Here is a 19,023-nt window from a genome sequence, read left to right as displayed (position 1 = left end):
AAGGTGGAGGGTGATGGCACCGTTCTGACGGGGAGGAACCCATGCGTTACCGCACCATCGGCACCGACCCGGCCACCCGGCGCGAGGTCAGCGTGCTCAGCCTCGGCGCGATGCTCTTCGGCACCGCCACCGACGAGGCCACCTCGTACGCGATCCTCGACCGGTACGTCGAGGCCGGCGGCACGTTCATCGACACCTCGGACAACTACGCGTTCTGGCAGAACGGGGGCCAGGGCGGGGAGAGCGAGGAGCTGCTCGGCCGCTGGCGGCGCAGCCGCGGGATCGGCGGCGAGGTGGTCATCGCCACCAAGCTCGGCGCCCGCCCCCTCGCCCCGGGCACCAGTTACCTGGACAACGCCGAGGGCCTGTCCGCCAAGGTGATCCGCGAGTCGGCCGAGCGCAGCCGGGAACGGCTCGGGGTGGAGAAGCTCGACCTGCTCTACGCGCACATCGAGGACCGGTCCGTGCCGCTGGAGGAGACGGTCCAGGGCTTCGCGGAGCTGGTGGCCGAGGGCACGGTCGGGCTGCTCGGCGCCAGCAACCACCGCGCCTGGCGGGTGGAGCGGGCCCGCTCGCTCGCCGCCGCGGCCGGCCTGCCCGGGTACGAGGTGCTCCAGTACCACCGCAGCTACCTGCCCCCGCGGCTGGACCTGCCGAGCGACCTGGATCCCGACGGTGACGTCGGCTGGGTCGGCCCGGACCTGGCCAGCTACCTGCGGGCGGAGCCCCAGCTCACCCTGGTGGCGTACTCGCCGCTGCTCAAGGGCGCCTACGCGAAGCCGGAACGGCTCGCCGAGGGGTACGCCCTGCCGAGCACCCCGGCCCGGCTCGCGGCGCTGCGCGCGGTCGCCGACGAGATCGGGGCGACGGTCAACCAGGTGGTGCTCGCCTGGTTGCTGGGCGGGGATGTGCCGGCGATCCCGCTGGTCGGGTTCTCGTCGGTGGCGCAGCTGGAGGAGAGCCTCGCGGCGGTCGACCTGGAGCTGACCCCGGAGCAGCGGAACCGCCTGGACACCGCCCGCTGACGGCGGCCCTGGCCGGGCGTGCCGAGGCACGCCCGGCCAGGGTGCGCCTGCTCAGCCCGCCGGGAACGGGCGCAGCCCGATGTCGACCGTCAGCGTGCCGCCGGCGGGAACGCTGACCCGCTTCGCGCCGGCGGCGTCGGCGACGCCGTCGTGCCAGCCGGCGTAGGGGGCGAACCCGCCCCACTGCCAGTCGACCGTGACGGTCTGCCGGCCGAGCACCCGCGTCTCGTACCGCCCGTCGTAGTCCCACGCCGACCCGACCACCTCACCGGTGGCGGCGTTGTGGAACGTCAGCGCGGCGCTGACCGGGCGCCCCGCGGGGTCGGTCAGCCCGCCGGTCACCAGGGTGCCGCGCTTCAGCGCCGGGCTGTAGGAGGTGCTGCCACCGGCCCGGACGGTGACCGGCTTCGCCTGGCCCCGGACCGGAACCCCGCCCGACCACTGGAGGGCGTGGTCGGTGGTGGAGAACAGGAGCGGCCAGCGGTAGGGGCCGAGCCAGTCGATCCGGTAGGTGCCCTGACCGTCCAGGTAGGTGCCCCAGCTGAGGTGGGACAGGCCCGAGGAGTGGGCGAGGGTGACCTCACCCGAGGTCACCGGCGCGCCGGTGGCGGCGCTTGTCACGGTGCCGGTGATGGTCCCGGCCCGGTCGAGGCGGACCGGCGAGACGGTGACGGTCCGGCCGGCGGCGACGGTGACGGTGCGGGCCCTCGCCGGGTCACCCGTGCCGGCGTCGCGGCCGACCCACTGCGCCCCGTACGGCGAGTCACCCGTCGGACGCACGAACAGGTTCCAGGAGCCGGCCTCGACGGAGTCGAGGCGGAGGCGCCCGGTCCCGTCGGAACAGGCCAGCGGGCCGACGCCCGGCAGCTCGCCGGTGCCGGCCGGCGCGACAGTCGCGCAGGCGCCCGCGACCGGAGCGCCGGTGGCGGCGTCGACCACCCTCGTCTCGATGTGAGCGGCGGGCGTCAGGTCGACAAGCGCGGCGCCGGCGCCGCCCTCGACCACTGTCACCTCGGCGTCGGTGGCCAGGTGGTTGCCGTCCTCCGTGTAGACCCGGATCGTCTGCGGGCCCGGCACGAGCCGGGGAATGGTCAGCTCGGTGTCGTCGCAGGTGCCGCCACGGCCGTCGGCGTACGCGCAGACCCGGGTGATCGGCGCACCCGTGATCGCGTCCCGCGCCCGCACGGTGAGCGGGCTCGGCGTGAGCAGCCGCTCGGTGACGTCCGTCGTGGCCCCCGCGGTCACGCGGAACGCCTGGGCCTGGGCGTAACCGGTCTTTCCGGGCACCCACTGCCGCAGCCCGTCGTCCGGCTGGTCGGGGTCGACGTACGCCGGTGTGATCCTGATCTTGTAATCGTTGGCGGGCACCTCCACGCTGAGCTGCCCGGACTCGTCGAGTTGCAGGAATTCGGAGTGGCTGTCGTCGGTGGCGGCGAGGTCGACGCTGCCCCGGGCGGCGGTGCCGTCGGGCTGGGTGACGGTGAGCCGGAGCAGCCCGACATCCTGCTCCGGTGCGGCGGAGGCGGCGGTGGCCGGTAGTGCGGCGGCCAGCACCGCGACGGTGAACGCGGCGAGAATTCGACGTGCGACGGACACAGGAGGCCCCCTCTCCGGTCGGTGTGCGCACGGGAACCCGCGGGCCGGCCGACCAGACACGCCCCCGTGCGTCATGTGCCGTCGGCAGCGTAGGGCGACCGGACGGTAGCGCACTGTCCGCGAACCGGCATCCGGCAGCGGTGGCGCACACCCCGCGCGAAGAGGCATATCGGTCGTGCCCGCCTCAACCCTCCCGCGTCATCCCTCCCGCGTCAGGTCGATGCGCCAGTCGTTGGAGCGCATGAGGTGCCCCGGCGGGTATTCGAACTCCGTCTCGCCGAGCAGCGTGAACCCGGCCCTGCGGCACACCGCGTTGGACGCCGGGTGGTCCACCGACGGGTAGGCGTGCGCGAAACGCCGGTCGCCGTGCGCCGCGGCCTCCACGATCAGGGCGCGCACCGCCGCGCTCGCCAGCCCCCGCCCCTGGTACGCCGGCAGCACCGCCCAGCCCATCTCGTAGACCGGCTCGCCGCGCCACTCCCGTTCCCAGTAGCCGACGCTGCCGACCTTCGTCCCGTCGGGCAGCCCGACGGTGAACATGTGCCCGCTGCGCGGGCCGCTGCCCCGCAGGTAGCGCTCGTGCCGGGCGATCACCTGCTCGTCGGTCTCCGGGCCGCCGGTGTGCGCCCGCACCTCCGGCGCGTTGAGCTGCCGCAGCAGCTCCAGGTCGTCGGCGCTCCACGGCGCGAGGCGTACCTCGGTCATGCGTCCCCCTCTCCTCCGGCGCCGATTGAAGCAGCCACCCCCGACACCGGCCCGCCAGATCCGATCTGGCGGGCCGCCGGTCCGCGTCTGGCGCCTGCGGGGTGAGGCCCGACACCAGCGGGAGGGGAGCATGACGCCGTTGCGGCTCGCCGTGATCATCGGCAGCACCCGGGAGGGACGGATCGGCGACCGGATCGGTCGCTGGTTCGTCGCGCAGGCACGCCGCCGCGAAGGGCTCGCGGTGACCGTGCTCGACCTCGCCGGCTACGACTTCCCGGCCAGCCTGCCGGCCGAGCCCACGGCGGCCATGCGGTCGTTCGCGCGGGAGGTGAACCGGGCGGACGCGTTCGTGGTGGTCACCCCGGAGTACAACCACAGCTTCCCGGCGTCGTTGAAACAGGCGATCGACTACGCCTACGACGAGTGGCAGGCCAAGCCGGTCGGCTTCGTGTCGTACGGCTGCCGGTCGGTCGGCCTGCACGCGGTCGACCAGCTCCGGACCGTGTTCACCGCCCTGCACGCGACGACCGTGCGCGACACCGTCGGCGTCGACCTGCTCGACGGCGAGCCGACGGGGCGGGCCGAGGAGCGGCTCCGGCAGGACGCCCGGGTGCTCCTCGACGAGCTCTGCTGGTGGGGCCTGGCGCTGCGCGAGGGCCGCGCGGCGCGCCCGTACGTCTCCTGAGATGGACCGACGAAGAGAGGTAGTGATCATGAGTAACCGGAACACCGGCCTGGCCGTCGAGGCCGACGGCCTGGTCCGGTCGTTCAGCTCGACCCGCGCGCTCGACGGCCTGGACCTCCAGGTCCCCGCCGGCACCGTCTACGGCCTGCTCGGGCCGAACGGCGCCGGCAAGACCACCGCGGTGCGGGTGCTGGCCACGCTCCTGCGCCCGGACGGCGGGCGGGCCCGCGTCTTCGGCCACGACGTCGTCGCCGAGGCGGACGCGGTCCGCGCCCGGGTCAGCCTGACCGGCCAGTACGCCTCGCTCGACGAGGACCTGACCGGCGCGGAGAACCTGGTCCTGCTGGGCCGGCTGCTCGGCCTGGGCCGGCCGGCGGCCCGGCAGCGGGCCGACCGCCTGCTCGCGGCGTTCGGGCTGACCGAGGCGGCCGGGCGGCAGGTGAAGAAGTACTCGGGTGGGATGCGGCGGCGGATCGACATCGCCGCGAGCATCCTCAACACCCCGGACCTGCTGTTCCTGGACGAGCCGACGACCGGGCTGGACCCGCGCAGCCGCAACCAGGTGTGGGAGATCATCCGGGCGGTGGTCGCCCACGGCACCACCGTGCTGCTGACCACCCAGTACCTGGACGAGGCCGACCAGCTCGCCGGCCGCATCGCGGTGGTCGACCACGGCCGGGTGATCGCGGAGGGCACCCCGGGCGAGCTCAAGTCGTCGGTCGGCTCGGGCACCGTCCACGTGCGACTGCGCGACGCCGGGGAGCGACCCCGGGCCGAGCAGGTGCTGCGGACGGCGCTGGGCGTGCCGGTGCAACTGGCGGCGGACCCGGTGGCGCTCACCGCCCGGGTCGGCGAGGACGGCACGGACCTGGAGGCCGGCGAGCAGGCCGCGCGCGCCCTCGGCGAGCTGGCCCGGGCCGGCATCGTGGTGGACGACTTCTCCCTCGGCCAGCCGAGCCTGGACGAGGTGTTCCTGGCCCTGACCGACCACCCCGCCGTCGGGGCCGACGAGCGGGACGACGAACTGGAGGCGGCCCGATGAGCGACACCGCGACCACGACCGGGCGCCCGCCGTCCGTCTACGTGCCGTCCGCCGAGGCGCTGGCCACGGTCCTCGCCCCGGGTGAGCGGCCGCCGAGGCCGGGCGCGCTGGCCGCGTCGCTGACCTTCGGCTGGCGGGCCATGCTGAAGATCAAGCACGTGCCCGAGCAGCTGTTCGACGTGACCGCGTTCCCGATCATCATGGTGCTGATGTTCACGTACCTGTTCGGCGGCGCCCTCGCCGACAGTCCACGGGACTACCTGCAGTTCTTCCTGCCCGGCATCATGGTGACAAGCGTCGTGATGATCACCATGTACACCGGTGTCGGGTTGAACAACGACATCGAGAAGGGCGTCTTCGACCGCATCCGCACCCTGCCGGTCTGGCGGCCCGCCGCGCTGGTCGGCATGATCTTCGGGGACGTGCTGCGCTACGTGCTCGCCGCGGTGGTCATCCTCGGCGTGGGGCTGGCGCTCGGGTTCCGGCCCGCCGGCGGGCCGGTCGGCGTCCTGGCCGGCATCGGCCTGCTGGTCATCTTCTCGTTCGCGTTCTCCTGGGTGTGGACGTTCTTCGGCCTGGTGCTGCGCAGCGAGAAGTCGGTGATGGGGGTCAGCATGATGGTGCTGTTCCCGCTGACCTTCCTGAGCAACGTCTTCGTCGACCCGGTCACCATGCCGGGTTGGCTCCAGGCGTTCGTCAAGGCGAACCCGGTCACCCACCTGGTCGCGGCCGTCCGCGCCGCCATGGCCGGGTCGTCGGACGCGACGAACACCATGTGGCTGCTGTTGTGGAGCGCCGGGTTCGTGGCCGTCTTCGGCACGCTGACCATGTACCGCTACAACCGCCGCTGACGTGGGGGGCGTCGCCCGCACCGGGCGACGCCCCACCCGCCGTCAGAGCCGCCAGGGCACCGGCTCGGGCGGCAGGTAGCGGCAGGTGCTGCCCGTGGCGACCGACTCCCTCAGGTGCGCACCGAGCGCCGGGTGGCGCTCGTCGATCCGGCGCAGTGTGTCCCGGATCCGGGCGGTCACCGCCTTGCGGGCCCGCTCGGCCTGGTCACCGAGCCGGCGGCTGCGCCCGGCCAGCCCGGCGGCGGCCCGCAACTGGTCGAGCAGCGCGGCGCGCTCGGCGTCGAGGGCGGCCAGCCTCGGAGCGTCATCGCGGACGGCGGCCCGGTCGATCTCGTCGTCGAGGCGCCGCAGGTGATGCCGGTAGCGGGCCTTCGCCTCGTCGTCCAGCACGGGATCCCCGCCGAGCCGGCGGGCCGCGACGAGTTCCGGACCGGCCGCCGGGTCGAGCAGCTCGACCGCGGGCACGTCGACACCGGGCCGGCCCAGCAGCAGCCGCAGGTCGTGCAGGCCCTTCGCATCGGGCAGGTGCACGACCGTGCCGGCATAGGCGAGCCGCCACACGGCCCCGTCCCGCCGGAACTCCGGCCGGGCGGCTCGCGCCTCGTCGGCCCGGTCACCGTCGACGATCCCGGGCCCGGCCGAGCCGCCGGCCAGATGACCGGCTGGTGCCGCGCCGCGGTGCTCGCCGACTGCCGCGACGGCACGGGCGTGACCGGCCGCGGGCGCGATCGCCGTCCGGCCGGTGTCGCCCGTACCCCCGGGTACCGGCACCCCGACGGCGTTGCCCGCCCCGGCCGGTGCCGGCAGCGCGACGGCCAGGCCCGCTGCCGGCGGGCCGGCGGGGCCCGCCTCCGCTCCTCCGGCCAGGGGCCCGGACAGGACGGCAGCCCGGATCTCCTCCTCGCCCAGCCGGTGCAACACCTGGGTCATGCCGAGCACCCGCGCCTCGGCGGCCGTCTCGGCGCGCAGCCGGGCCGCCGTGACCGCGTCGCCGGCCCGCCCGCGCGCGGTCAGGGCGGCCACCAGCCCGGCCCGGCTGAGCAGCGACCACGGCCGGGCGCCCATCCGGTCGGCGGCGTCACGGGCGGCCTCGTAGCCGACCACGGCGTCGTCCCACCGCTGCTCGGCGGCGTCGACCGCGGCCAGCCAGAGGTCCACCGGCCCGCTGATGTCGCAGCCGAAGAACGCCGCCATCCACCGGCCCCGGTGCGGCTCCAGCGCCGCCCGCACCTCCGCGCAGCGCCGGGGATCGGCGGTGGCGGCCGCCGCCTGTGCCCGCAGCCGCAACCACAGCGGCGACACCGGCCGCGGGTACGTGGTGCCGGCCGCCTCGATCCCGGCGGTGAGCCGCACGGCGGTGTCCGCGTCGCCACGCTCGGCGGCCGTGATGGCCCGCAGCAGCTCCCGCTGCGGGTGACCGGCCGCCACCGGCTCGTCGAGCAGGGCCTCCGCCTCGGCGAGGCGACCCCGGAGCAGCAGCAGGCACCAGCGCAGGTGCTGGCCCATGAAGGCGTGGTCGGAGTGCTCCCACTCCCCGTACCCGTCCATCTCGGCGAAGTGCGCCTCGGCGGCGGCGAAGTCGCCGCGGAACCCGGCGATGATGCCGCTGTCGATGGCCGCCGCCATCCGCTGGCGGGCGACCTCGCCCTGCCGGCAGCCGGTGACGAACGCGGTCAGCTCGTCGTGGAAGCGCGGGTCGCCGAGCTCCAGCAGCGCGACCCAGCGCAGCGAGGTGGCCCACAGCTCGGTCTCCCGGTCGCCGGTGCGGCGGGCCACCTCCCGGATCTCCGCGGTGACCACCGCCCGGTCCTCGGCGGTGCCGAGCCCCCAGGTCGTGTCGTGCCGGGCCCACAGGCTGAAGGTCAGCGCCTCGTCGTCGCGGCCGTGCCGGGCCAGCGTCTCGGTGGCGGTGATCAGGTCGGTGACCAGCGCGCTCGTCCCCCGCCCGGGCTCGGGCTCACCGATCAACCGCCCGTACGCCTCGCGCACCAGCTCGGCCGCGCCCGTGCGGCGGTGGGCCGCCGCCTCCTGCCGGTGCGCGGTGAGCGCGACGCGGGCCAGCACGGCCGGCTCGTCCAGCGGGCGCGCGAGCGCCGCCGCGTCCACGAGCAGGCGCTCGGCCTCGCCCGGAGTGCCGACGTGCTGCAGCTGCTGGGCCAGCTCCAGCATGAGCTTGACCCGGCGGGCCGGCTCCTCGGCGACCTCCAGCGCGCGGCGGAAATGCTGCACCGACTCCTCCACGGCCAGCCGGCCGCCGGCGTCCCGGGCGGCGGCCACCAGCAGCTCGACGGTGCGCGCCCGGTCCAGGTCGACGCCGGCGAGCCAGGCGTGGCGGGCCAGGTCGGCCGGGATGAGCCGCTCGGCCAGCGCCGCCGACCCGTCGACGGCACGGACGACGGCGGCATGCCGGGCCCGCCGCTCGGCGTCGCTCAACCCGTCGTAGAGGGTCTCCCGGACCAGGTCGTGGGCGAAGGCGAACCGCCCGCCGCCCCGGGCCAGCACGAGCCGGGCGGAGGCCGCGCGGTCGAGCAGCCGGTCCACCTGCGCGACGGGACCGGGTACGCAGGCCGCGAGGACCTGCCGGTGGAAGTCCCGGCCGAGCACGGCGGCCACGGTGAGCGCCTCGACCACCGGGGCGGGCAACTGGTCGAGCCGGCGGCGCACCGCCGCCCGCACACCGGGCGCGATGGTGGTGGCCAGGCCGTCGGTGTGCCAGAGCCGGGCGGTCTGTTCGACGAAGAACGGGTTGCCGCCGGTGCGCCGGTGCACCTCGTCGACGAGGTCGGCCGCCGGGTCGCGCCCGGCGGTGCGGCGGATCAGCGCGGCCACCTCGTCGCGGGCCAGGCCGGTCAGCGTGATGGTGGTGGCCTTGGCGGTCAGCGGCAGCAGCAGCGGCCGGAGCCGGTGCTCGCCGGACTCGACCTCGGCGTCCCGGTAGGTGCCGACCAGCAGCAGCCGTTCGAACCAGGTGTGCTGGGTGGCGAACTGGAGCAGCCGCATCGAGGCCGGATCGGCCCAGTGCAGGTCGTCGAGGACGACCACGACCGGCCGGTGCTGGGCGACGGCCACCAGCGCGGTGGTCACGGCGTCGTGCAGGGCGAACTCGGCCCGGCCGCCGTCGTCGCCCGGGTCCTCCCCGACCGGCTCGGCGGGGGTGCCCTCGCCGAGCAGGGCCGCGAGCCCGGGCCCGGCGGCATCCTGCGCATGTGCCCAGTCGTCGGGGTGGCGGCCCAGGCGGCGCAACACCTGCACCCAGGGCCAGTAGCCGGGGGCGCTGTCGGAGTCCCAGCAGGCGGCGCCGAGCACCAGCGCCCCGCGCCGCCGGGCCTCGTCGGCCGCCGCGCTCACCAGCGTGGTCTTGCCGATGCCCGGCTCGCCCGTGACCAGGACGAGGCCGCCGTGGCTGGTGGTCACCCGGTCCACTTCGGCGCGCAGCAGGGCCGCGGGGTGTTCCCGCCCGATGATCGTCTCGCCGAACCGCGGCTCCATGACTTCCCGACGGTAGTCGACCGGTCCGACAACGCGGGGAGCCCAGCGACGGCCGACCCGCGTCGCGACGCCTCTGCCGCACCACGGCCGTGGCACGCCCCGGGGTCGCGACCGCCCTGGCCGGGTCGGGTTCATGACTAGCGGTGGAGGCAGCGGGTAACCGCGGCCCATGGGTAGCCACAAGCAGAACAAGCACGATCCGGGCGGCGAGTCGGCGCGGGCGGGACGGAATTCGGGCACCGGCGCGCCGGGCCGCCAGGGCTCGGGGATGGAACGCACGGGGAAGCGGCACCAGTTGCACACGGCCACCGGCGCCGGGGGCAGCGAGCGGGATCAGGGCCGGGCCAAGGTCGAGGGCGCGCAGCGCGTGCAGCGGCAGGGCAACAGTTGAGCGGTCGCACCCGCGGGGCGTCAGCGGGCGTCGGTGACCACGTGTGAGCAGGCCGGGCAGGCCGCCGGGCCCTGCTCGGCGAACCACCGGCAGGTACGCCGGATCGCACACTTCGGCAACTGCTCCTCCCCCGGTTCGGCCGTCTCCGCGTAGGAGGCGGCCATCCGCGCGCCCAGGCCACAGTGCTCGCCGGTCCAGAAGCCGCAGGACGACGTGACGCACGGGCCGGCCAGCCGGAAGCGGGACTCCACCGGGGCCTCGGAGCCGCCGGCCGCGGCGAGCGCCACCTCGGCCGGCACGGCCGGCGTGACGTAGGCGACCCGGCCCGCCGGAGTGATCATGCCGAGGAACACCGTGGCGTTCGCCGCCGGCGTGCTCGGACACATCCGCTCCGGCGGGTCGGTACGCCCGACGGCGTCGGTCACCGCTGCATCCAGAAGCCGATGTCGTTGATCTTCTGGCCGAGGTCCTGGGCGAACGGGCCGTCGAGCACCCAGAGGCCGTACCACTCGGGGCGCAGCTTGAGGTTGCCGTGGCCGACGGTGAGCGGGTTGGTGAGCCGGGCGTTGGCGGTGCCGAGGGCGGCCAGGCCGGCCTTCTGGATCTCGCCGGCGATGAGGGTCTGCTGCTCGGGGGTCAGGTCGACGCCGTCGACCACGAACCGGAACTCGTTGCGGGACATGTGCTACCTCCGGTCACTCGTACGATTCGGTGCCCAGCCCGCGGCGCAGGCTGATCCGGGTGAAGGCCGCCCAGCCGGCGTGCGAGGCGGCGTCGGCCGGCTGCCCGGCCCGGGCGAGCGCCCGGCCGGCGTGCTCCGCCCAGCGGGCGGCGGCGGCGGCTCCGTCGCCCCACAACTCCCGGCAGGCGGCGACCGCGAAGGCGACCTGCCCCGGCGCGCCGGTGAACCCGGCGGGCCCGTCGCCGACCCGGACCGTTCCGTCCGGCCGGACGCGCACGCTCGGGAAGTGGTGGTGCAGGCTGGCCACGGTCGCCAGGTGGGCGGCGTCCCGCCGCGCCGCCGCGAAGCCGGCGCGCAGCTCGTCGTCGCGCCGGTAGCGGATGGCGTGCAGGGTGAGGGCGTCACCGGCCGGCGCGACCCGGCCGACGACCTGGACCGGGGTGCTCCAGGCGCGGGGTGAGTTCGCCGACCAGAAGGCCAGCCAGGCGGCCAGCCGGGCGTGGAAGTCGGCCTGGACGGCGACCGCCGCCGCGGTGCCGTCGGGTGCCCGCAGCCCCGCGGTGGCGATCCGGTCCCGGGTGACCAGCGGCGTGGTGGCGCGGACGGCTGTCGCCGTGGCGGCGGTCGGGGCGGCGGCCACGCCGGTCACGGTGACCGCCGAGGCCGCCGCCGCGCCGGCGAGCAGGCGCCGGCGCGAGAACGGGTACGGGTTGTCGTTCATCGTCGGCCTTTCGTCGACGGCCAGTGCACCGACGCTATCGACGAAGACGGATCAGATGAACACTCCCCGTGACGGGAGGTCGACAGGAAAGCCGGGAATCCCCGGCGGCGTGAACAACCATTCCTGTGCCGCGCGGAATCCATTCACGGCGGCCCCGGTGGCGGTTCCTCAGCCGCGCGCCGCGGCGGGCAGCGTCCGCGCCGGTTGGGCCGGGACCGCCGCACCCAGGGGTGGCAGGGTCACCGTCACGACCAGTCCCCCGCCGTCGCGGGGCCGGGCGTGCACGCCGCCGCCGTGCGCCTGGGCCACCGCCCGCACGATCGACAGGCCCAGCCCGAAGCCCCGCCCGGTACCGGCCCGGTCCCGCGCGCCGCTCCGCCCGGGAGCGGCCACCCGGTCGTGGTGGAGCCGCCGGAACGGCTGGAAGATCGCCTCGATCTCGTAGCCGGGCACCACGGGCCCGGTGTTGACCACGACCAGGGTGGCGCGGCCGTCGACGGTTCCGGTGCTCACGTCGATCTCGCCGCCGGCCGGCAGGTTGTGCCGGACGGCGTTCTCCACCAGGTTCTGGGTCAGCCGCTCCAGCAGCACCGGGTCACCCGCCGTGGCGGCGGGCGCGAGCCGCCGGCGTACGGTCAGCCCCGGTGTGCCGGCGGCCACCTGGTCGAGGAGGTGGCCGGCGATCTCGGCGAGGTCGACGGGGGTCCGGTCGACCACCCGCTGCTCCGAGTCGGCCAGGGTGAGCAGCCCGTCGATGAGCCGTTCGTGCCGTTCGTTGACCGCCATCAGCGTCTCCCCGAGCTGCCGCAGTTCGGCGGAGGCACCCGGCCGGGACATCGCCACCTCCAGCAGCGACCGGTTGAGCGCGAGCGGCGTACGCAGCTCGTGGGACGCGTTCGCCACGAACCGCCGCTGCCCGTCGAAGGACCGGTCCAGCCGTTCCAGCATCAGGTCGAAGGTGTCGGCCAGCTCCTTGACCTCGTCCCGCGGCCCGCGCAGCGCGATCCGCTCGTGCAGGCCCCGCCCGCCCGCGTCGGCGGCGGCGATCCGCCGGGCGGTGCCGGTGATCTGGTGCAGTGGCTGCAACGCCCGCCCGGCGATCAGCCAGCCGAAGCCGAGGGCGACCATCGAGATCAGCAGCAGCGCCACCCCGCCCTGGGTCAGCAGCGACTCCAGGGCGTTCCGCTTCGCCTCGTCCTGGGCCTCCTGAAGCAGGAACCGCACCTGTTCGGCCGCGCCGGGGGTGGGGAGCTTGCCGAACGGTGCCTTGACGATGTCGGCCTTGGCGATCACGCCCGTCAACGGCTCCCGCATCCGCTGGTCGACCAGCACGTACGTGACGGCGAGCAGGACCACGCCGGCGAGCAGCAGGAGCCCGCCGTGCACCAGTGTGAGCCGGGCCCGGATGGTCAGTCGTTTCACGGGATCTGATACCCCACTCCCGGCACCGTCTCGACGACCTGCGGGTCGCCGAGCTTGCGGCGCAGCTTCATGACGGTCACCCGCACCACGTTGGTGAACGGGTCGATGTGCTCGTCCCAGACCCGGTCCAGCAACTCCTCCGCGGAGACCACCGCCCCGCCGGCCCGGACCAGCTCCACCAGCACCGCGAACTCCTTGCGGGACAGCGCGACGTACCGGCCGTCGCGGTAGACCTCCCGGCGGGCCGGGTCGACCACCACGCCGGCCCGGCTCAGCCGGGGCGGTGCCGCCGGCCGGGCGCGCCGGGCCAGCGCGTGCACCCGGGCGGAGAGTTCGACCAGCGCGAACGGTTTGACCAGGTAGTCGTCGGCGCCGAGGGCCAGCCCGGCCACCCGTTCCCGGACGGCCGCGGCGGCGGTCAGCATCAGCACCCGCGTCTCGGCGCCGCTGTCCACCACCGCCCGGCAGACGTCGTCGCCGTGCACCACCGGCAGGTCCCGGTCGAGCACCACGACGTCGTAGTCGGTGACGCCGAGCCGTTCCAGCGCCGCGTCCCCGTCGTACGCCACGTCCACGGCGAACGCCTCCCGGCGCAGCCACTCCGCGATGGAGTCGGCCAGCAGCGTCTCGTCCTCGACCACCAGTACTCGCACGTCCCCCATGGTGCCGCGCCGGCGGATAACGGCGGCGTTAACGCCGGTGGTTACGCCCGGGATACCGCCGCTGCGGTCGACTCGTCCGTATCGGCCGGCGATCGGCGCCGGCCGGGAGGAAGGAGTTGTGCCATGCGCCGACGAATGTCGGGCACACTGCTCGTCCTGCCCCTGCTCGTGGGTCTGGCGGTCACCGGCTGCGCGGGTGCCGACCGGGACGGGGACCGGGTGGCCACGGCCGGCGGCGGGGCGGGCGGCGCGTCGCCCAGCGCCGGCGTCGCCCCGGTCAGCGACGAGGACCGGCAGCGCGAGTTCGCCAAGTGCATGCGGGAGAACGGGGTGCCGGACTTCCCCGACCCGGAACCCGGCGAGGGCGGCGGCTTCCGCATCCGGATGCCCGCCGGCACCGACAAGGCGAAGGTCCAGGCGGCCATGGAACAGTGCCGCAGCCTGATGCCGGGCGGCGGCAAGGCGCTCAAGCTGGACCCCGAGCAGGTGGAGAAGGTACGGAAGCTGGCCCGGTGCATGCGGGAGAACGGCGTGCCGGACTTCCCGGACCCGGGTCCCGACGGTTCCATCGAGCTCAAGGGCGCCGCCGGCATCGACCCGGACAACCCGACCACCCGGGCCGCGCTGGAGAAGTGCCGCGAGGGCGACGCGCCGCTGCTGATGAAGAGGACGTCGTGAGCGCGAGGAGCGAGCCGGGGCTCGCGAGCCCCGCAGTCGCGAACAACGGCGGCCCCGCGAGCGCGAGGAGCGAGCCGGGGTTCGCGAGCCCCGCGGTCGCGAACAACGGCGGCCCTGCGAGCGCGAGGAGCGAGCCGGGCCTGGCGAGCCCCGCAGTCGCGAACAACGGCGGCCCCGCGAGCGCTACGAGCGAGCCGGGCCTGGCGAGCCCCGCGGTCGCGGACAACGGTGGCGCGGTGAGCGCGGGCACCGCACCGGTCGCGGCGACCACCACCCCGCCGCCGGGCACCGGGCGTGGCCGGCGCCGCCGGGCGCGTACCCCGCTGGTGGTGGCCTCGGCGGTGGTGGTCGCCGCCGCGGCCGGCGTCACGGCCGCGGTGGCGGCCGGTGGCCGCGACGGGGGTACGGCGGCCGGCGGCAGCCTGCCCCCGGCGACCGCCCAGGTCACCCGGCAGACCCTGGTCGACGCGGAGAGCTTCGACGGGACACTCGGCTACGGCGCCAGCCACCGCGCGGCGCCGCGCGGTGGCGGCACGGTCACCTGGCTGGCCGCCACCGGCGCCCAGGTCACCCGGGGCAGGCCGCTGTACGCGGTCGACGACGCCGAGGTCGTGCTGCTGTACGGGAAGCTGCCCGCGTACCGGACCCTGGGTCCGGGCACGTCCGGCGACGACGTGCGGCAGTTCGAGCGGAACCTGGCCGCGCTGGGCTACTCGGGGTTCACCGTCGACGACGACTACACCTCGGCCACCGCGGACGCGGTCCGGGACTGGCAGGAGGACCTCGGCCTGCCCGAGACCGGCCGGGTGGAGCCGGACCGGGTGGTCTACGCCGACGGCGCGGTCCGGGTGGAGAGCCACGACGCGGAACCCGGCGATCCGGCGCAGCCCGGGCAGGCGGTGCTGACCTGGACCGGCACCACCCGGGTGGTGACCGTGTCCCTCGACGTCGACGACGAGCGGCTGGCCAAGAAGGGCGCCAAGGTGACCGTCTCGCTGCCCGACGGCAAGGAGGTCGCCGGCACCGTCGCCGACACGGAAACGGTGATCGAGACCGGCACCGACGGCGGGGCGGGCGGCCAGGGCGATCCGGAGACGAAGATCGAGGTCACCGTGACGGCGGCCGACCCGAAGGCGCTGACCGGCTTCGACCAGGCCTCGGCCAAGGTGGCGTTCACCGCCGCCGAGCGCCGCGACGTGCTGACCGTGCCGGTCGCCGCGCTGCTGGCGCTGGCCGAGGGCGGGTACGGGGTGCAGCTCGTCGAGGGCGCCGCCACCCGGATCGTCGCCGTGCAGACCGGCCTGTTCGCATCCGGCCGGGTGGAGGTCTCCGGCGCGGGGCTCACCGAGGGGGCGACCGTGGGGATGCCGACATGACCGGCGACACGGTGGTCGAGCTGACCGACGTGACAAAGGTCTACCCGGGTGGCGTACGGGCCCTGGACGGGGTGTCGCTGACCGTCCGGTCCGGCGAACTGGTCGCCATCGTCGGCCCCTCCGGGTCGGGCAAGTCCACGATGCTGCACCTCATCGGCACCCTGGACCGTCCGTCCACCGGCCGGGTACGCATCGACGGACACGACGTGGCCGCGCTCGGCGACCGGCAGCTCTCCGCGCTGCGGTCCACCCGGATCGGCTTCGTCTTCCAGCAGTTCCACCTCGCTCCCAACGTGCCGGTGCGCGACAACGTCGCCGACGGGCTGCTCTACGCGGGCGTACCCCTGCGGGAGCGGCGGCGGCGGGCGGAGGCCGCGCTGGCCCGGGTCGGGCTGGGGCACCGCCTCGACCACCGGCCGCACGAGCTGTCCGGCGGCGAGCGGCAGCGGGTGGCGATCGCCCGCGCGGTGGTGGGCGCGCCCGCGCTGCTGCTGGCGGACGAACCGACCGGCAACCTGGACTCGGCGTCCGGTGCCGGGGTGCTGGCGCTGCTGCGCGACCTGCACGCGGCCGGGACCACCATCGTGGTGATCACCCACGACCTGGAGGTCGCGGCGGGCCTGCCCCGCCGGGTCCAGATGCGTGACGGCCGGATCACGGCCGACCACCGGCCGGTGGGGGTGCCGGCATGAGGGGGCCGGTCCGGCTGGCGCCCGCCCGGCTCCGCCCCCGGGACGTCCTGCGGGTCGGCGGCGTCGGGCTGCGCACCCGGCCGCTGCGGGCCTTCCTGTCGGCGCTGGGCATCGCCATCGGGATCGCCGCCATGGTGGCGGTGGTCGGGATCTCCGCGTCGTCGCGGGCGGACCTGGACCGCACGCTCGCCGAACTCGGCACCAACCTGCTCACCGTGGGTCCGGGCAACACGCTCTTCGGTGACGACGCCCAACTGCCGGCGGAGTCGGTGGCGATGATCGGGCGGATCGGCCCGGTACGGGAGGTCGCCGCCACCGGGCTGCTGTCGGACGCGCGGGTGTACCGCTCCGACCTGATCTCGCGGGGCGAGAGCGGCGGGATCGCCGCCCGCGCCGCGGGCCTGGAGCTGCGCGACACGGTGGGACTGGAGGTGGTCAGCGGCACCTGGCTGAACGCCGCCACGGCCCGTTACCCGGCGGTGGTGCTCGGCGCCACCACGGCCCGGCGGCTCGGCATCGGCGCCGCCGGACCGGACGTCCGGGTCCAGGTCGGCGGGCGCTGGTTCACCGTGGTGGGCATCCTGGCGCCGGCGCCGCTCGCGCCGGAGCTGGACCTGTCCGCGCTGGTCGGCTGGGACGCCGCGAGGTCGTACCTCGACTTCGACGGGCACCCGACCACGGTCTACACCCGGACATCGGAGACGGCGGTCGAGGCGGTCCGCGGGGTGCTCGCCGCCACGGCGAACCCGGAGGCGCCGAACGAGGTCAAGGTGGCGCGCCCCTCGGACGCGCTCGCCGCGAAGCAGGCCACCGACGAGGCGTTCACCGGGCTGCTGCTCGGCCTCGGCGCGGTCGCCCTGCTGGTGGGGGGCGTGGGGGTGGCGAACACCATGGTGATCTCGGTGCTGGAGCGGCGTCCGGAGATCGGCCTGCGCCGGTCGCTCGGGGCCACCCGCGGGCAGATCCGCACCCAGTTCCTGGCCGAGTCGCTGCTGCTGTCCGCCCTCGGCGGGCTCGGCGGGGTGCTGCTGGGCAGCGCGGTCACGGCCGGCTACGCGGTCTCCCGGTCCTGGCCGGCGGTGGTGCCGACCTGGGCGCTGGGCGGCGGGGTGGGCGTGACCCTGCTGATCGGCGCTCTGGCCGGGCTCTACCCGGCGATCCGCGCGGCGCGGCTCGCGCCGACCGAGGCGCTCGCCACGCCGTGAGCGCCGGCCGGCGGGTGGTGACCGGTGACCGGCCACCACCCGCCGGCCGCTTCCGTGACCCGCCTTGATCAGGTGCTGGCCGGGAAGCGCTCGTTTCCCAGCACGGCGAGCAGCCGCAGCTTCTCGTAGCCCTCGCTGCGCGGCGGCGCGGTGAGCACGAGCAGGGCCTGCGACTGGTCCTCGGTGAACAGCACCTGGCAGTCCAGCTCGATCGGGCCGAGCTCGGGATGGATCAGCGTCTTGTGGTCGGCGAAGCGCTGGGCGACCTCGTGCCGCTCCCACAGCTCGGCGAACTCGGGGCTGATCTTCTGCAGCGCCCGCACCAGCTCGCCGGCCCGCGACTGGGGGCCCATCGACCCGTACGCGGCGCGCAGGTTGGCCACCTGGGCGCGGCTCTGCCGCTCGCGGTCCTCCTCGGGGTACCGGGACCGCTCGGCGGGGTCGGTAAACCAGCGGTAGATCTCGCTGCGGGCCAGCCCCGTGTGACCGGACCGATCCCCGAACAAAGCCTCGGCCATCCGGTTCTGCACGAGGATCTCGCCGAGGCTGGACAGGATGAGCGCCGGTGTGTCCGCCAGCCGGTCCAGCACCCGCAGCAACGCCGGTGCGACGTGCGTCGCCGCGGACACCGGGGACGGCGGGTTGTGCCCCGCCACCCGGAAGAGGTAGTCGCGCTCGTCGCCGGTCAGCCGCAGCGCCCGGGCGAGCGAGGCGAGCAGCTGCGGGCTCGGCTGCGGGCCGCGCTGCTGCTCGAGGCGGGTGTAGTAGTCGGTCGACATGGTGGCGAGGGCGGCCACCTCCTCGCGCCGCAACCCGGGCGCGCGGCGGCGGACGCCGGTGGCCAGCCCGACGTCCCCGGGCTGCAGCGCCGCACGGCGGCGGCGGAGGAAGTCGGCCAGGGCTGCGCGGTCCATGATCCCAGTATCCGCCCGGCGTCCGGGCCAACCAGGGATTGCCGATCCCCCGATAACCGGTCTCTGCCCCCGTACCGCAATGGTGGGCCAGGCTTTAGGCATGAACATTTCCGGAAACACCATCTTCGTTCCCGGCTCCACGAGCGGGATCGGCCTGGCCCTCGCCCTCGAACTCAAGGCCCGGGGCAACACCGTGATCATCGGCGGCCGGCGCACCGACCTGCTCGAGAAGGTCGCCGCCGAGCACCCCGACATCGACACCGTCGCGATCGACACGGCGGATCCGGCGAGCATCGCCTCGGCGGCCGCGCAGGTGCTGGCCAAGCACCCGGACCTCAACGTCCTCGTCACGATGGCGGGCATCATGCGCGTCGAGGACTGGCACCAGCCCGAGTCGTTCCTCGACTCGGCCGAGGCCACCGTGACGACCAACCTGCTCGGCCCGATCCGCCTCATCGCCGCGTTCATCGAGCACCTGCGCTCGCAGCCGGACGCCACGATCATGACGGTCTCCTCGGGCCTCGCGTTCGCGCCGCTCAAGGTCACCCCGAGCTACAACGCCTCGAAGGCCGCCATCCACATGCTCAGCGAGTCGCTGCGGCTGCAGCTCGCCGACACGAGCGTGAAGGTCGTGGAGCTGGAGCCGCCGTCGGTGCGTACCGCGCTGATGCCCGGGCAGGAGAGCAGCGAGATCGCCATGCCGCTCGACGAGTTCGTGGGCGAGGTCGTCGCGTTGATCGAGGCGCAGCCGGACGCCACGGAGATCCAGGTCGAGCGGGTGAAGTTCCTCCGGTACGGCGAGGCGCGCGGCGACTACGACCAGGTCGTGGCGACCCTCAACGCGCACGACCCGCACGGGAAATAGTCAGCACCGGCCCCGCGCTGTT

At 75.1% G+C, this 19,023-nt stretch carries 19 protein-coding genes; 10 read left to right on the top strand and 9 right to left on the bottom strand.

Annotated features, from left to right (window positions below; all coding sequences use genetic code 11):
* Positions 1-41: 41 nt before the first annotated feature.
* Positions 42-1,025, top strand: coding sequence for an aldo/keto reductase (locus ACZ6PY_RS28810; RefSeq protein ID WP_466077884.1), 984 nt, complete (start codon positions 42-44; stop codon positions 1,023-1,025).
* 51 nt (positions 1,026-1,076) lie between these two features.
* Here the strand turns inward: ACZ6PY_RS28810 and ACZ6PY_RS28805 are convergent, their stop codons facing one another.
* Positions 1,077-2,621 carry a hypothetical protein gene (locus ACZ6PY_RS28805; protein ID WP_466077881.1) on the bottom strand — a complete coding sequence of 515 codons (1,545 nt, stop codon included), beginning with the start codon at positions 2,619-2,621 and terminating at the stop codon, positions 1,077-1,079.
* Between the two features lie 198 nt (positions 2,622-2,819).
* On the bottom strand, positions 2,820-3,326 hold the full coding sequence (locus ACZ6PY_RS28800; protein ID WP_466077878.1) for a GNAT family N-acetyltransferase: 507 nt from the start codon (positions 3,324-3,326) through the stop codon (positions 2,820-2,822).
* Positions 3,327-3,456: 130 nt separating this feature from the next.
* Here ACZ6PY_RS28800 and ACZ6PY_RS28795 point away from each other — a divergent pair, with 130 nt between their 5' ends.
* Genes ACZ6PY_RS28795 through ACZ6PY_RS28785 form a run of 3 tightly spaced genes read left to right on the top strand, consistent with a single transcriptional unit; the run spans position 3,457 to position 5,904 of the window.
* Positions 3,457-4,011, top strand: coding sequence for an NADPH-dependent FMN reductase (locus ACZ6PY_RS28795; RefSeq protein WP_466077875.1), 555 nt, complete (start codon positions 3,457-3,459; stop codon positions 4,009-4,011).
* A gap of 28 nt (positions 4,012-4,039) precedes the next feature.
* Positions 4,040-5,053 (top strand): ATP-binding cassette domain-containing protein, encoded by a 1,014-nt coding sequence (locus tag ACZ6PY_RS28790; RefSeq protein ID WP_466077872.1) that lies wholly within the window; start codon positions 4,040-4,042, stop codon positions 5,051-5,053.
* Entirely contained in the window at positions 5,050-5,904 is an 855-nt protein-coding gene (locus tag ACZ6PY_RS28785) for an ABC transporter permease (protein WP_466077869.1), read from the top strand. The genes ACZ6PY_RS28790 and ACZ6PY_RS28785 overlap by 4 nt, the downstream gene beginning before the upstream one ends.
* Before the next feature lie 42 nt (positions 5,905-5,946).
* On the opposite strand, the gene ACZ6PY_RS28780 is transcribed toward ACZ6PY_RS28785, so the two are convergent.
* Positions 5,947-9,393, bottom strand: coding sequence for an ATP-binding protein (locus ACZ6PY_RS28780; protein WP_466077866.1), 3,447 nt, complete (start codon positions 9,391-9,393; stop codon positions 5,947-5,949).
* A gap of 169 nt (positions 9,394-9,562) precedes the next feature.
* Here ACZ6PY_RS28780 and ACZ6PY_RS28775 point away from each other — a divergent pair, with 169 nt between their 5' ends.
* Positions 9,563-9,784 carry a hypothetical protein gene (locus ACZ6PY_RS28775; RefSeq protein WP_466077863.1) on the top strand — a complete coding sequence of 74 codons (222 nt, stop codon included), beginning with the start codon at positions 9,563-9,565 and terminating at the stop codon, positions 9,782-9,784.
* Positions 9,785-9,804: 20 nt separating this feature from the next.
* Here the strand turns inward: ACZ6PY_RS28775 and ACZ6PY_RS28770 are convergent, their stop codons facing one another.
* The 5 genes from ACZ6PY_RS28770 to ACZ6PY_RS28750 all read right to left on the bottom strand — a co-directional run bounded on the left by ACZ6PY_RS28770 (position 9,805) and on the right by ACZ6PY_RS28750 (position 13,262).
* Positions 9,805-10,209 carry a hypothetical protein gene (locus ACZ6PY_RS28770; RefSeq protein ID WP_466077860.1) on the bottom strand — a complete coding sequence of 135 codons (405 nt, stop codon included), beginning with the start codon at positions 10,207-10,209 and terminating at the stop codon, positions 9,805-9,807.
* The gene (locus ACZ6PY_RS28765) at positions 10,206-10,466 is read right to left on the bottom strand and encodes a hypothetical protein (protein ID WP_313722807.1); all 261 of its coding nucleotides are present in this window, start codon (positions 10,464-10,466) and stop codon (positions 10,206-10,208) included. The genes ACZ6PY_RS28770 and ACZ6PY_RS28765 overlap by 4 nt, the downstream gene beginning before the upstream one ends.
* A gap of 13 nt (positions 10,467-10,479) precedes the next feature.
* Positions 10,480-11,187: a hypothetical protein gene (locus tag ACZ6PY_RS28760; RefSeq protein WP_466077856.1), complete on the bottom strand. Its 708-nt coding sequence runs from the start codon at positions 11,185-11,187 to the stop codon at positions 10,480-10,482.
* A gap of 168 nt (positions 11,188-11,355) precedes the next feature.
* Positions 11,356-12,609 (bottom strand): sensor histidine kinase, encoded by a 1,254-nt coding sequence (locus ACZ6PY_RS28755; RefSeq protein WP_466077853.1) that lies wholly within the window; start codon positions 12,607-12,609, stop codon positions 11,356-11,358.
* Complete coding sequence (locus ACZ6PY_RS28750; protein ID WP_466077850.1) at positions 12,606-13,262, bottom strand: response regulator transcription factor; 657 nt, start codon at positions 13,260-13,262, stop codon at positions 12,606-12,608. Before ACZ6PY_RS28750 ends, ACZ6PY_RS28755 begins: the two co-directional genes overlap by 4 nt.
* A gap of 132 nt (positions 13,263-13,394) precedes the next feature.
* On the opposite strand from ACZ6PY_RS28750, the gene ACZ6PY_RS28745 reads away from it, so the two are divergent.
* The 4 genes from ACZ6PY_RS28745 to ACZ6PY_RS28730 all read left to right on the top strand — a co-directional run bounded on the left by ACZ6PY_RS28745 (position 13,395) and on the right by ACZ6PY_RS28730 (position 17,222).
* Positions 13,395-13,949 (top strand): hypothetical protein, encoded by a 555-nt coding sequence (locus ACZ6PY_RS28745; RefSeq protein ID WP_466077847.1) that lies wholly within the window; start codon positions 13,395-13,397, stop codon positions 13,947-13,949.
* Between the two features lie 323 nt (positions 13,950-14,272).
* Positions 14,273-15,325, top strand: a complete 1,053-nt coding sequence (locus tag ACZ6PY_RS28740) for a peptidoglycan-binding protein (RefSeq protein ID WP_466078030.1) — start codon at positions 14,273-14,275, stop codon at positions 15,323-15,325.
* Positions 15,322-16,017 (top strand): ABC transporter ATP-binding protein, encoded by a 696-nt coding sequence (locus tag ACZ6PY_RS28735; protein ID WP_466077844.1) that lies wholly within the window; start codon positions 15,322-15,324, stop codon positions 16,015-16,017. Before ACZ6PY_RS28740 ends, ACZ6PY_RS28735 begins: the two co-directional genes overlap by 4 nt.
* Positions 16,014-17,222: an ABC transporter permease gene (locus tag ACZ6PY_RS28730; protein WP_466077841.1), complete on the top strand. Its 1,209-nt coding sequence runs from the start codon at positions 16,014-16,016 to the stop codon at positions 17,220-17,222. The genes ACZ6PY_RS28735 and ACZ6PY_RS28730 overlap by 4 nt, the downstream gene beginning before the upstream one ends.
* Positions 17,223-17,290: 68 nt before the next feature.
* Here ACZ6PY_RS28730 and ACZ6PY_RS28725 read toward each other — a convergent pair whose 3' ends face one another.
* Positions 17,291-18,136 carry a helix-turn-helix transcriptional regulator gene (locus ACZ6PY_RS28725; RefSeq protein ID WP_466077838.1) on the bottom strand — a complete coding sequence of 282 codons (846 nt, stop codon included), beginning with the start codon at positions 18,134-18,136 and terminating at the stop codon, positions 17,291-17,293.
* A gap of 100 nt (positions 18,137-18,236) precedes the next feature.
* Between ACZ6PY_RS28725 and ACZ6PY_RS28720 the strand changes: the two genes are divergently transcribed.
* Positions 18,237-19,001 (top strand): SDR family oxidoreductase, encoded by a 765-nt coding sequence (locus ACZ6PY_RS28720; protein ID WP_466077835.1) that lies wholly within the window; start codon positions 18,237-18,239, stop codon positions 18,999-19,001.
* The last annotated feature ends 22 nt before the right edge of the window (positions 19,002-19,023 follow it).

This window comes from Micromonospora sp. NPDC048907, assembly GCF_055586885.1.
Note: the sequence above shows the minus strand (reverse complement) of the source record. Positions and strands in the feature narration are given on the sequence as shown.

Excerpts from the sequence above, each read along its gene's own strand:
- ACZ6PY_RS28760 (WP_466077856.1), bottom strand. The coding sequence starts at position 11,187 with ATGAACGACAACCCGTACCCGTTCTCGCGCCGGCGCCTGCTCGCCGGC.
- ACZ6PY_RS28765 (WP_313722807.1), bottom strand. The coding sequence starts at position 10,466 with ATGTCCCGCAACGAGTTCCGGTTCGTGGTCGACGGCGTCGACCTGACC.
- ACZ6PY_RS28800 (WP_466077878.1), bottom strand. The coding sequence starts at position 3,326 with ATGACCGAGGTACGCCTCGCGCCGTGGAGCGCCGACGACCTGGAGCTG.
- ACZ6PY_RS28775 (WP_466077863.1), top strand. The coding sequence starts at position 9,563 with ATGGGTAGCCACAAGCAGAACAAGCACGATCCGGGCGGCGAGTCGGCG.
- ACZ6PY_RS28785 (WP_466077869.1), top strand. The coding sequence starts at position 5,050 with ATGAGCGACACCGCGACCACGACCGGGCGCCCGCCGTCCGTCTACGTG.
- ACZ6PY_RS28790 (WP_466077872.1), top strand. The coding sequence starts at position 4,040 with ATGAGTAACCGGAACACCGGCCTGGCCGTCGAGGCCGACGGCCTGGTC.
- ACZ6PY_RS28745 (WP_466077847.1), top strand. The coding sequence starts at position 13,395 with ATGCGCCGACGAATGTCGGGCACACTGCTCGTCCTGCCCCTGCTCGTG.
- ACZ6PY_RS28795 (WP_466077875.1), top strand. The coding sequence starts at position 3,457 with ATGACGCCGTTGCGGCTCGCCGTGATCATCGGCAGCACCCGGGAGGGA.
- ACZ6PY_RS28720 (WP_466077835.1), top strand. The coding sequence starts at position 18,237 with ATGAACATTTCCGGAAACACCATCTTCGTTCCCGGCTCCACGAGCGGG.
- ACZ6PY_RS28810 (WP_466077884.1), top strand. The coding sequence starts at position 42 with ATGCGTTACCGCACCATCGGCACCGACCCGGCCACCCGGCGCGAGGTC.
- ACZ6PY_RS28725 (WP_466077838.1), bottom strand. The coding sequence starts at position 18,136 with ATGGACCGCGCAGCCCTGGCCGACTTCCTCCGCCGCCGCCGTGCGGCG.
- ACZ6PY_RS28730 (WP_466077841.1), top strand. The coding sequence starts at position 16,014 with ATGAGGGGGCCGGTCCGGCTGGCGCCCGCCCGGCTCCGCCCCCGGGAC.
- ACZ6PY_RS28780 (WP_466077866.1), bottom strand. The coding sequence starts at position 9,393 with ATGGAGCCGCGGTTCGGCGAGACGATCATCGGGCGGGAACACCCCGCG.
- ACZ6PY_RS28735 (WP_466077844.1), top strand. The coding sequence starts at position 15,322 with ATGACCGGCGACACGGTGGTCGAGCTGACCGACGTGACAAAGGTCTAC.